Below are 12,607 nucleotides of genomic sequence, written 5' to 3'. Positions count from 1 at the left end.
GAGACTGTCCAGCTTAGGACGACCGGTTTTTCGAGTACGATGGCCCTTCCGGGCCGTCGTCCGCTGGACTCCCGACGACGACCTAGAAAGGACGTCGTACAACGATTCGCTGAATCGGCCGTTGGCGGTCTGGTTGCGGTGACGTCGACATCTCTGAGCGGGCCGTTGAGCGGGCAGTTAAACTGAACGTTCAGCGCCGTTGTGTGGCGTTGAATCCCGGGTCTTGCGCTGGAACCTCCCGATGACTGAAATTGTGTCCACTTCGTCGTCACATGACAGCGACTCGTGGTCTGCGATCCAGTTGATCTTTGAAAAGGCACTTTCGGTGAGCGAACCGGAACGCGCGGCAGTGATCGACGCGGCCTGTGGAAACGATCTGAAACTTCGCCAAGAAGTGCTGGGTTTACTGGAGGCGCACGATTCGTCGGAAGATTCACTGGAGGCCTACGCGAGCCGGGATGCGGATGCTGACCCGCTGGATCATCTGGCGCTGTTACAAGAGTCCTTGGCGGGCTACGAGATCCGTCGTGAATTGAAACGGGGCGGACAGGGCGTCGTCTACGAAGCGATCCAGACCGGCACCAATCAACGCGTCGCGCTGAAATTCCTGCTGGCCGGTCCACTGGCGGACAAGGCTGACAAGCGACGCTTTCGGCGCGAAGTCGAACTGATCGGAGGACTGCGGCATCCGGGCATCGTTCGTGTGTTCGATAGTGGTTTGGCGGCAGGCCAGTATTTTTACGTCATGGAATTCGTCGACGGCGAACACCTGGATCAATACGCGCGGACACGCTGCCGTTCGATTGCCGATCGAGTCGAACTGATCATTCGCGTCTGCGAAGCGATGCAACACGCCCACTTGCACGGCATCATTCATCGCGACCTGAAGCCGTCGAACATTTTAGTCGATGAAAACGGATGCCCCCACATCGTCGACTTTGGTCTGGCACGGATGACGCACCGCGGCTCCGATCAAACACTGCAATTGTCGATGACCGGCCAGATCATGGGCACGGTCGCGTACATGAGTCCCGAACAGGCATCCGGCCGACATGCGGAAACCGATGTTCGCAGCGATGTCTATTCGTTGGGTGTGATGCTGTACGAGATTCTTTCGGGCGAGTTGCCGTACGAACTCGGAGACACCGTTACGGACAGCATCTTGATGATCCGGCACGCCGAGGCGAAGTCGTTGCGAGGTTCCACACCGCCGATCGACAGCGACCTGGAAACCATCACACTGAAGTCGCTCCATAAAGAAAAGTCCCGCCGATACGTCTCCGCGGGTGCATTGGGCGATGATCTGCAACGGTTCCTCGACGGCAAGCCGATTGACGCCAAACGCGACAGCACCATCTACGTCGTGTCAAAACTGTTGCGTCGTCATCTGGCGATCGTCGGCGGACTACTAGCCCTGCTCGTCTTGATCGTCGGATTGGCTATCACGGCCGGTTTCTTGTATGTCTCGGCAGAAAAAGCCTCGCAAGACTACCGCGCCCAACGTGACGAAGCACGGCGGTTGCGCCAAGAGAGTATGCGTCAACTTTATCGAGCCGAAATGCGTTTGGCCGGACGGGCGGTTGGCATTCCCGGCGGCACCCGTCGCATCGCCGAAACCACCGATCGTTGGCATCCCCGCGTTGCCGGTCAGGACCTACGTGGTTGGGAATGGTATTACCTGCGCGCTCAGTGTGAGCAGGACGTCGATGAGATCGATTTTGGGAAAGATCTGTGGTCCAGCGCGCTCAGTCCCGACGGATCAATCCTGGCGGTGGGTGATCACGACGGCACCGTGCACCTGGTCGCACCCTCCACCGGGACAGTCCTGCAAACCATGCACGGCGGCAGCCGAAGCATCCGGGCCATTGCGTGGAATCCGCTCGGCGACCAGGTTGCATTTTGCGACGCGGTCGGGAACCTGGTGGTGTGGCGATTGGAGGATGACCAGGCTGTCTATCAATTGAGTCAGCAGGAAGCCTACGCGGATGTCACTTGGAATCACGAGGGATCGCAGATTGCCGCGACCAACCTGGACGGTTTGATTCAAATCATCGATGCGACCAACGGCGATGAAATTCGACGACTTCCTACGAAACGCTTTTCCGTTCGAACGCTGCAATGGAACCCTCATCGAAACGAACTCACCAGCGGAGGACCTTCGCTGGTGGTTTGGGATCCGGACACCGGAGAAGCTTTGCATCGGATTGACGAATCCGAGTTCAACACGACGGCGGTGGCGTGGGGAAATGGGGAGTGCTTGGCATCGGCAGTCACCGAAGGCACCGCATGCCTTCGGCGGATCGGATCCGATTCGGTTCAAATCGAGTGGACCGTCGCACTCCGTGGTCATCCGACCAAGATGGTTTGGAGTCCCGACCAGACGCAGATCGCGGTGGCGTGCAAGGATTCCAGTTTGCGAATTCTGGACGCAAAAAGCGGTCGGATTTCGCGATGGCTGGGCAGCGGCATCGACGTCATTCGAGGCGTTCATTGGCATCCCAATGGGAAAAGCCTGATTGCCGTCACTCAAAATGGACTCCTTCGTCATTGGAATCTCTCTCAGACGCATGGCAATCGGTTGATCGCACATCATGGCCGTTTCCGCGTCATGGAAGTCCAATGGAGTCCCGACGGGCAACGGATCGCGTATCACGGGACGGCGCCGATCGCCACGCTGATGGATTCACGATCCGGCCAACAACTGGCGCAATGGACGGGGGATGCAGGATTGAGCGGTCTTTGCTTCAGCCCTGGCGGCGACAGGATCGCCGTCCTTGACCGATCCGGAAAAGTTATCATTGGCGACGTCGATTCGGGGGACGTCTTGCTGACGTTCGCCGGTCACAAAACGCACGTCACAAGTGCGGCGTGGAATCCCAACGGAAAACAGATCTTCACCGGCGGAATCGGGGGCCGGTCGTGCGTGTGGGATGCCTCCACGGGAGAAGTCCTGCATCATCTGTTTCATCGCAAATCCAATATCGTCGACGTCGCGTGGCACCCGTCCTTGCCGATCGTCTTCACCGCCGACGCGAAGGGCATGGTTGTCGGTTGGAACCCGAGGAGCGGCGAAAAACGTTTCGCAATTCGCGCCCACCAACAACGGATCCGCGATATCGATTTAAGTCCCTCCGGAGAACACTTCATCACCGGCAGTCTCGATCAGACGATCAAGATTTGGAACCTCAAAACGCTGCAAATGGCCGCAATGATTGAAGGGCATACGGGACCGATCACTGCGGCTCGATGGAACCCCTCGGGTCGAGAGATTGCTTCCAGCGGTGAAGATGGGACAATCAAGATATGGACCATTGACGGCTCCGAAGCGGGCGGGCCGGAAGAAGAACTTTCGGCGATCGAGGTTTTGACGATCGATGCGTCCGACTCGGCCATTGAGTCAATCGATTGGAGCACCGATGGACAAAGCCTTTTGTCCGCGGACACCGCCGGTGACATTCGACTCTGGGATGCAAGGCCGGCGGAAGGCCGCAAGGCGGTCCATCAACCCGAGCCGAATCCCCTTCCACTGCTGCTCGCACCACTCCACACCGAACCCTTTTAGGACCGCCGGAACAATTGCTGGCGTAGCGAAACTCATCAACAGTTTCGTCCACCCTGGAAAACGAAAGCCGTTGACGGGCTGTCGATTGAGTCGGGATCTGCTGAGTCAATGGTGAGCCGCTGGCCGTAAGGCCTCGGGCAACGTCTCAATGCCCGGCCGCTTACGCGCCCGAGGCTCACAAAAACGACAGCCCGTTGACGGCTTCCGCTACATTTGAAAACCGACACTACTTGATCGTGCGTTGCTTAGTGTTGCCCCTCAGGTCCGATGATCACGTCCTCGACACGCCGTCTGGGTGTCGGTTTGACGTCGCTGCCGTGGCCCAGCCGTAGCAAGATTTGAGGGTAGGCCTTGATGCCGATCAACTCAGCGAGCTTGGTGCGCAAGCGAGGGATTTCGATCGGCTGGTTCAGGTAGGATGCGTCGACCGACCAGGACGCGGCGCGGAGCGAGATCTTGGCGAGTGCCTGGCCGCACGCAACCCAGTCCGCAGGCGTGTCGGCGTCAGTCCCGATGACGGCCAACAAGGGTGATCCTTCGGCGAGCTGTCGGTCTTTGGCGGCTTGTCCGTCGCCCCAGTCGAAGGTGCGGACGGCCAGCCAACCGAAATGCGACGCAAAATCGCTGACCCCTTGTGAAGAGCCCGGGATGCCGTCGCGTCGCGAGCTGCTGTTGGAATGGATCCATTTGGCAAGCTCGTGTCGAAAACGCTTGTCGTGCGCTTGTTCACGATCGCCCTCGCTAATCAAATCGGCGATCGCGTGCTTCTCCCGATCCGCGTGAATCAAGTGGATCCATGCACCTTCGCTCTTTGCGTCATTGATCCATTCGGTTTGCAATTGTGGATCGACGTCTTGCTTGCTGAAGGGGAACCGGTTGGTGCGTCGTTTGGGGATCGCTTCGAAAAGCATCTGCTCGTCATCGTTAGGGGCATGCGGTCCGGCGACCATCACCCGAGCGATCACGTTCTCTTCACTGCCGAGCGGAAGCACCCGTACCTGGGTGGCCATGGAATCGCAGTTGATCGCCAAACGCAAGTGGAACAAGGCCGCCCCGCAACTGATCGTCAGCTCGCGATTGTTTGGATCGACCACAGGGCATGCCCGCCGGAGATCCGCCAACAGTTCCACTTGGCCCGGCTTCAAACGGAACAGCCATGGCTGGGTGTTGTGGCCCGAGGGCGCCTTCACAGCATGCCCCACTGCATCGAACAGTCGGTCGGAAAGTTTGGCGGACGGTTTCGGCTGCGCAATCGTAGTCATCGGATCTTTGCCTGGTTTAGAAGTAAGAATGGGTTTGCCGGACAGGTGTCGGCAAATGTTTTCTTGTTCTGAATGGGTGGCGAGAGAACCGATCGTTACACGTTGCGCGTCATCGATGTTTGACCGATCACCGCCAGCGTTGTGTGATCGAATCAATTTCAGCATGTCTCAGTGTAACGCCGAAAGGTCACGCAGGGTAATTGGACAAATGCCTAGGTTGTCGTTCTCCGCGATCCCCCCGGTGCAACACACGTGAACTGATGTGAGCCGCTTCGGCAGGCGTCTGGTTGGTGTCTGGATTCTTCCGGGAATGGAGTGGCAGATCGCTCAGGCCCGATGGCAAAGAGGGGATTGAAACTTCAGGCGGAGTCGGCGAAGAAAAGCGAACCAAAACTTGACCGGATCGCCGCCAATCCCTACCATCGGGTGGCAGGAGATATTCCTCGGTCCGACCACGGAATATCCGGTTTTTACCCCAGTCGGACCGCCGATAATTAATTGTTCGCGCTCCCAAATCGTACTCGTACTCAGGCGTCAGCCGGTACTCCTACTCGTACTCGACTGGAAGGCAAACAAACCGATGCCGGTCGCCCACGCTGCTGAACGTTGTGACTGAACTCGGCCCACCTGATGTCATCGGACCTCCATTTCCTAAGATTCGCATTTGATGTCACGGTTCGATAGATGCGCGGTCGACCAAGACAAACCGACGCCTGTCGATTCGAGTAGGAGTACGAGTACCGCGATGCTGAGTACGAGTACGATCCAAGACAAACCGGCGCCTGAAATGCCGACCGCTGATTGGGACACCGAATTTCCCGCGGCGATTCCGATCGAGTACATTGGCCGTCAGCGGCGATGGCACGGGCTGTCGTCGTGGCCGGACGCGCGAACCATCCGTTGCACACGCAGGCACGGAGTCGACGTCAACCGAAAACCCAATGTCGTTCGCCGTGCCGCGGTGAACGGTGGACGTTCACGCTGCTAGCCGACGCCTGACGACAGCGCCCACTTCTTCTTTTGCGTCTTCTCGCGTTCTTTTGTGGCAATTGATTTGCTGTCGTTTGATCGTGACCCGAAGTTCGCCCACCGGAATTCGTCGAACCTCTGTTTCCTGGGATTCGCATTTGATGCCATCGTTCGATGGGTGCGCGGTCGACTCGGCCGAAGAAGACAAACCGACGCCTGTCGATGCCCACGCTGACAACCGACGCCTGAAGTGCCGACCGCAGATTGGGACACCGGATTTCCCACGGCGATTCCGATCGAGTACATTGACAAAGAGCGGCAATGGCTCGGGCTGTCGTCGTGGCCGGACGCGTGAACTATGTGGTGCACCGCAGTCGGCGAGTTGAGTTTGTCTTTGAGTTTAGGTCCATCGCGCCGACGCGGTGACCACCGACGTTCACGCTGCTAGCCGACGCCTGACGACAGCGCCCACTTCTTCTCTGTGTCCCTCTGCGACCTCTGTGGTTGCTCATTCACACACGGTTTGATTGGTGCGCTCGAAGTGCGCCCTCTTGATCTCATCGAACCTCTGTTTCCTGGAATTCGCATTTGATGTCACGGTTCGATAGGTACGCGGTCGACTCGGCCGAGGAAGACAGACCGACGCCTGTTGATTCCAACGCAGGTAACCAACGCCTGAAGTGCCGACCGCTGATTGGGATACTGAATTTCCCTTGGCGATTCCGATCGAGTACATTGGCAGCGAGCGGCGATGGCACATGCCGTCGTCGTGGCCGACCGCGTGAACCAAGTGGTGCACCGCAGTCGGCGAATTGAGTTTGTTTTTCAGATCAGGTCATTCGCGCCGACGCGGTGACCACCGCCGTTCACGCTGGTAACCCACGCCTGACGACAGCGGCCACTTCTTCTTTTGCGTCTTCTCGCGTTCTTTTGTGGCAATTGATTTGCTGTCGTTTGATCGTGACTCGAAGGTCGCCCACCGGATGTCATCGAACCTCCGTTTCCTGGGTTTCGCATTTGATGTCACGGTTCGATAGGTGCGCGGTCGACTCGGCCGGCGAAGGCAAACCGACGCCTGTCGATTGAGTACGAGCACGAGTACCGCAATGCTGAGTACGAGTACGATCCAAGACAAGCCGACGCCTGAAGTGCCGACCGCAGATTGGGACACTGGATTTCCCACGGCGATTCCGATCGAGTACATTGGCAAACAGCGGCAATGGCTCGGGCTGTCGTCGTGGCCGGACGCGTGAACTATGTGGTGCACCGCAGTCGGCGAGTTGAGTTTGTTTTTGAGTTTAGGTCCATCGCGCCGACGCGGTGACCACCGCCGTTGAACTGGCCTTCGGGTTGAGCTGCAAACATTGATTGCGAGGTGCCGATGGCCATCACGCTTCAACAGATTTTCGGACGCTATTTCGACTCCTTCGCCTCGCGTTTTCACGTCTCGCGGGAGATGCTTCGCGCCGCATGGTGCATCCAACACTGTCGCACTCGGACGCTCGGTGGGCACGTCAACAGTTGCCCCGAAGGTCACTACCACAGCATCGCCTACAACTCCTGTCGGCATCGGTGCTGCCCCCAGTGCGCCTGGGTGGCCCGAGAGCAGTGGCTGGCCAAATGTAAGCAACGCTTGCTGCCCTGCCCGCATCATCACATCGTCTTCACACTCCCGAGCGAACTGAATCGAATCTGGCGGTTCAACAAGGCTGCCTATGCAGAGACCCTCTTCAACGCCGCGAAGGAAACACTCCAGCAACTGCTCAAGGACCCCAAGTACCTCGGTGCGAAGCCTGGGATCCTGGCGGCGCTGCACACCTGGAACCAGACCCTGTTGCCGCACGTGCACTTGCATTGCATCGTCACCGCCGGCGGGCTGGCTGGTGATGGGACGTGGCGCCGTCCCCAAAAAGATTGTTTGCTGCCCCGCAAAGTGTTGATGCTCAAGTTCCGCGGCAAATTCAAGGCGATGCTTCAGCAGAAGGTTCAATCAGGCAAGATCCAATTGCCCGACTCGATGAGCGCGTCCGACTTTCAGAAGCTGTTGGCCAAGCTCAGCGACAAACCGTGGAACGTCAAAATATTTGACGCCTATCGTGATGGCTCCGGTGTGGCGACCTATTTGGCTCGGTACATCAAGGGCGGCCCGATCGGCAAGTCACGGTTACTGGACGTTCAAGATGACAAGGTCGTGTTTCGCTATCGGATTGGAACGCAGGACGGTGGGGACGGGAAACGTCAGGGGGTGACCGCGTTGCCGATCGATCAGTTTCTCGGCCGCTGGCTGGAGCACGTGCCGCCGCGGCGATTTCAGACGGTCCGCGGCTACGGTCTGTACAGCGGCAACCAATACTCCCAGCTCGATGAGGCCCGTGCCGCGCTCGGCGTGGAGCCGCCAGAGTCCGACTCGCTTGAACAGTTGACTTGGCAACAATGGTGCGAGTCGGCCGGGCTGCTTGATGCTTGCACGTGTCCGGTGTGTGGTAAACGGTTGGTCTCGCATCACGAATTTTCCGCCGGGCGGGATCCTCCCTCTGATGCGTATTCTTGGCGTGAGAAACAAGGGCAAGCCGCATGATGCCGCTGGAGAATTTCACAAGGGACAGCCATTGCCACCGACGGTACCGAAGGTGCGCGCCCGATGAGGTCCATTCGTTGGGGACAGCTGCGAGAATCCCCCACGACGGGTCGTTCGATCGGGTAAACTCCTAAACATCGGTCGAGCCGGTCCCACGACATCGGGGCCGAACGAAGGCCTCGTTCAACCAAAAAATGCACCCGAGTCGCGAAGTCGGGCGTTTTGACATTGGAGAATCTCTCGTCGCGACCGGGTGATTTTAAACGTTGAACTGGCCTTCGGGTTGAGCTGCAAACATTGATTGCGAGGTGCCGATGGCCATCACGCTTCAACAGATTTTCGGACGCTATTTCGACTCCTTCGCCTCGCGTTTTCACGTCTCGCGGGAGATGCTTCGCGCCGCATGGTGCATCCAACACTGTCGCACTCGGACGCTCGGTGGGCACGTCAACAGTTGCCCCGAAGGTCACTACCACAGCATCGCCTACAACTCCTGTCGGCATCGGTGCTGCCCCCAGTGCGCCTGGGTGGCCCGAGAGCAGTGGCTGGCCAAATGTAAGCAACGCTTGCTGCCCTGCCCGCATCATCACATCGTCTTCACACTCCCGAGCGAACTGAATCGAATCTGGCGGTTCAACAAGGCTGCCTATGCCGAGACCCTCTTCAACGCCGCGAAGGAAACACTCCAGCAACTGCTCAAGGACCCCAAGTACCTCGGTGCGAAGCCTGGGATCCTGGCGGCGCTGCACACCTGGAACCAGACCCTGTTGCCGCACGTGCACTTGCATTGCATCGTCACCGCCGGCGGGCTGGCTGGTGATGGGACGTGGCGCCGTCCCCAAAAAGATTGTTTGCTGCCCCGCAAAGTGTTGATGCTCAAGTTCCGCGGCAAATTCAAGGCGATGCTTCAGCAGAAGGTTCAATCAGGCAAGATCCAATTGCCCGACTCGATGAGCGCATCCGACTTTCAGAAGCTGTTGGCCAAGCTCAGCGGCAAACCGTGGAACGTCAAGATATTTGACGCCTATCGTGATGGCTCCGGTGTGGCGACCTATTTGGCTCGGTACATCAAGGGCGGCCCGATCGGCAAGTCACGGTTACTGGACGTTCAAGATGACAAGGTCGTGTTTCGCTATCGGATTGGAACGCAGGACGGTGGGGACGGGAAACGTCAGGGGGTGACCGCGTTGCCGATCGATCAGTTTCTCGGCCGCTGGCTGGAGCACGTGCCGCCGCGGCGATTTCAGACGGTTCGCGGCTACGGTCTGTACAGCGGCAACCAATACTCCCAGCTCGATGAGGCCCGTGCCGCGCTCGGCGTGGAGCCGCCAGAGTCCGACTCGCTTGAACAGTTGACTTGGCAACAATGGTGCGAGTCGGCCGGGCTTCTTGATGCTTGCACGTGTCCGGTGTGTGGTAAACGGTTGGTCTCGCATCACGAATTTTCCGCCGGGCGGGATCCTCCCTCTGATGCGTATTCTTGGCGTGAGAAACAAGGGCAAGCCGCATGATGCCGCTGGAGAATTTCACAAGGGACAGCCATTGCCACCGACGGTACCGAAGGTGCGCGCCCGATGAGATCCATTCGTTGGGGACAGCTGCTAGAATCCCTCACGACGGGTCGTTCGATCGGGTAAACTCCTAAACATCGGTCGAGCCGGTCCCACGACATCGGGGCCGAACGAAGGCCTCGTTCAACCAAACGTTGCACCGAACTTAGCATCAGGGGCAACGAAGTGCCAATCAGCCCACTCACCCGCCAGCGTTTACCGCCGCTAACTCGGTGAACGTAGACGTTGAACTTAATCGGCAGCGACTTCATTGGCGCGACTGTTTTCTTTTGTCGGTGCGGTGAGTGTGTGAGGGTCACAACGTGTCTGTCTTTCGGCGCGCCTGTAGGCGCTTTTTCGGTTAGCCAGTTGTGCGCGCTAGGCGTTCTTACTGTCTCTTTCTTGGTGCTTTGCCTGACGTTTTAACTTGCGCTTTTTGCTCGTTGACGCACCCTTGTTGTGTTCCCCGCACGCTGCGGCACGAACTTCTTTTGAACTCTGTTTCACAACAAGGACAAGCAACCGTGATGTCACACAAAAAACGAACTTGCAAGCTCACCAAACGACTTGCCGAAGACATGTTGATCCGCAACATGGCCGAAGCAACCATCGACGCCTATACCTACCACGTTCGCAAATTCGCCGACTTTATCGAAAAACCGCTCGGCCAGGCAACCTGCGAAGACGTTAGAACCTTCCAGCTCCATTTGATCCAAGAACGAAAGCTTGCCTACGGTTCGTTCAACCAAGCCGTTTGTGCTTTACGGTTTTACTATCGCCACACCCAGCCCATGCCCTGGCCGGTCACGATGGTGCCCTTCGGCAAACGGCCCAAGAAGCTGCCTACCGTGCTCGGCCGACAAGAAGTCGACCAGCTGATTCAATGCACGGCCAATCTGAAACACCGAACCTTTCTGATGACGCTCTACTCCGCAGGGCTTCGATTCTCCGAAGCGGCCAACTTGAGGATCCACGACATCGACTCCAAGCGGATGATGATCCGAGTCGCCAACGGCAAGGGCAACAAGGAACGGTTGGTGCCACTCTCACCGAGACTCTTGAAAGAGCTCAGGCTCTACTGGCTCAAGTACAAGCCGACCGACTTCCTGTTTCCAGGCAAGAAACCGGGGAAGCCCTACGCCGACACCACGATTCGCAAAGCGATGAAGGACGCCGGAGTGAAAGCGGGGATCAAACGCAGGATTTATCCGCATGTCCTGAGGCACTCCTACGCGACAGGACTTCTCGAAGCCGGGGTGGACTTGTTGACGATCAGCAAGCTGCTCGGCCACGCCAGCTTCATCACGACGATGGTTTATCTGCATTGCCGCCGGGAGCACCTGCACAGTGTCCCGAGCCCACTGGACTGGTTGCCGGTCAAGCAACTTCCGACGTACACGCCGCCGCAGGAGAACGGCGAACAGGACGATTCAGACAAGAAAAGCTAACCGTCCACCAACTCCTTCGTCGCGGTGCCGAACGTTACGTCAACGAGCACCGCGACGGTGCAGCGACGATGACGGTCCAAAGTGTCTTGGCCAAAACGACTCTGTGTCGTACGTCTGCACTTGGTGGTCGTTGGTACCAGTGTGATGATTGTGATCGGCTTACGAAACGACACAACTCGTGTGGTGATCGTCACTGCCCGCAATGCAGCGGAGGAAAACGACAGACGTTTTCGGATCGTGCTTCGAAGCTGATCCTTGACGGTGTGGACTACTACCAAGTCGTCTTCACGTTGCCGGACGTGATCTCGACGATGGCGTTGGCGAACCGCGAAGAGATCGCCGAGTTGCTGTTTCACTCGGCTTGGAAAGCTCTCAAGAAGACAGTCGAAACCGAACAGCAATACGAACTGGCCGCCTTGATGGTCCTTCACACCTGGAACCAGAAGCTGGATGCTCACTGGCACGTCCACGCGTTGGTCCCCGGTGCAGGACCGAGCTTGGTCGATGGGAGCTGGACGGAATCAAAGGCTCCGGCGGCCGCAGGATACGACGACGATCGCAAGTACCTTGTCGATGCGATCAATCTCCGGCGGTCGTTTCGCAAAATCGCGGTGGCTCACCTGCAGCGTCTTCGCAAGAACGGCAAACTTCAACTTGACGGCTCAGTTGAGTACCTGCGCTGTGATGAAGCCTGGGACACGATGATCGATCAGATTGAATCGAAGGAATGGGTCAGCTACATCGAGCCCCCGCCGACCGAAAGCAGTAGTGGAGAGCATGTGGTTCGTTACTTGACGCGTTATCTGACCGGTGGGCCGATCAGCGACCATCGAATCATCGCGGCCGATGACCAGGAGGTAACGTTCTGGGCACGTGAAGGATACACGACGGGTGGTGAGTCGATTCAAGTTCCGTTGACTCTTTCGACAGCGGAGTTCATTTGCCGCTGGTGCTTGCACATCCAGCCCAATCAGCTTAGGACCGCCGGAACAATTAGTGTCGCGGGTTTTCGCTGGATGGGGTAGACTTTCCGCGTCTCAATCCACCAGCGAGGGTGCCAAGGATGGCGTTTGTATTCGAAAATCAGCTTGACGATCTGGCTGCCAAGCGAGCAGTCGATTTTTATTCAACCTTGTCCGAAAAGGATCGCCGTCGGTTCGCGGCTGTCGAGGCACAGCGTCTCGGGCGAGGAGGTGTACCGTACATCAGTCAATTACTGGGCTGCTCGACTCGCACCA

8 protein-coding genes are annotated in these 12,607 nt (G+C 57.9%); 7 read left to right on the top strand and 1 reads right to left on the bottom strand.

All coding sequences use genetic code 11. The annotated features are described in order from the left end of the window. Positions 1 to 241 precede the first annotated feature (241 nt). Positions 242 to 3,562 carry a WD40 domain-containing protein gene (locus Enr13x_RS34320; RefSeq protein WP_145391395.1) on the top strand — a complete coding sequence of 1,107 codons (3,321 nt, stop codon included), beginning with the start codon at positions 242 to 244 and terminating at the stop codon, positions 3,560 to 3,562. A 245-nt stretch (positions 3,563 to 3,807) separates the two neighbouring features. On the opposite strand, the gene Enr13x_RS34315 is transcribed toward Enr13x_RS34320, so the two are convergent. Beyond that, positions 3,808 to 4,824, bottom strand: a complete 1,017-nt coding sequence (locus Enr13x_RS34315; RefSeq protein WP_145391394.1) for an Acg family FMN-binding oxidoreductase — start codon at positions 4,822 to 4,824, stop codon at positions 3,808 to 3,810. A gap of 667 nt (positions 4,825 to 5,491) precedes the next feature. Here Enr13x_RS34315 and Enr13x_RS34310 point away from each other — a divergent pair. The 6 genes from Enr13x_RS34310 (at position 5,492) to Enr13x_RS34290 (ending at position 12,394) form a co-directional block, all read left to right on the top strand. Continuing rightward, complete coding sequence (locus tag Enr13x_RS34310; protein ID WP_145391393.1) at positions 5,492 to 5,812, top strand: hypothetical protein; 321 nt, start codon at positions 5,492 to 5,494, stop codon at positions 5,810 to 5,812. A gap of 1,087 nt (positions 5,813 to 6,899) precedes the next feature. Beyond that, a complete protein-coding gene (locus Enr13x_RS38605; RefSeq protein WP_197455348.1) occupies positions 6,900 to 7,046 on the top strand; it encodes a hypothetical protein in 147 nt (48 codons plus the stop codon). Between the two features lie 128 nt (positions 7,047 to 7,174). Then, positions 7,175 to 8,371 (top strand): IS91 family transposase, encoded by a 1,197-nt coding sequence (locus Enr13x_RS34305; RefSeq protein WP_145385673.1) that lies wholly within the window; start codon positions 7,175 to 7,177, stop codon positions 8,369 to 8,371. 314 nt (positions 8,372 to 8,685) lie between these two features. Then, positions 8,686 to 9,882, top strand: coding sequence for an IS91 family transposase (locus Enr13x_RS34300; protein ID WP_145390903.1), 1,197 nt, complete (start codon positions 8,686 to 8,688; stop codon positions 9,880 to 9,882). Positions 9,883 to 10,448: 566 nt separating this feature from the next. Next, complete coding sequence (locus Enr13x_RS39235) at positions 10,449 to 11,369, top strand: tyrosine-type recombinase/integrase (RefSeq protein ID WP_231743776.1); 921 nt, start codon at positions 10,449 to 10,451, stop codon at positions 11,367 to 11,369. Next, positions 11,288 to 12,394, top strand: a complete 1,107-nt coding sequence (locus Enr13x_RS34290) for an IS91 family transposase (protein ID WP_261344217.1) — start codon at positions 11,288 to 11,290, stop codon at positions 12,392 to 12,394. Before Enr13x_RS39235 ends, Enr13x_RS34290 begins: the two co-directional genes overlap by 82 nt. Positions 12,395 to 12,607 lie beyond the last annotated feature (213 nt).

This window comes from Stieleria neptunia, assembly GCF_007754155.1.
In the GTDB taxonomy this organism is placed as follows: Bacteria; Planctomycetota; Planctomycetia; order Pirellulales; family Pirellulaceae; genus Stieleria; species Stieleria neptunia.
The sequence above is the reverse complement of the archived record's forward strand: the minus strand, read 5'-3'. Positions and strand labels throughout refer to the sequence as shown.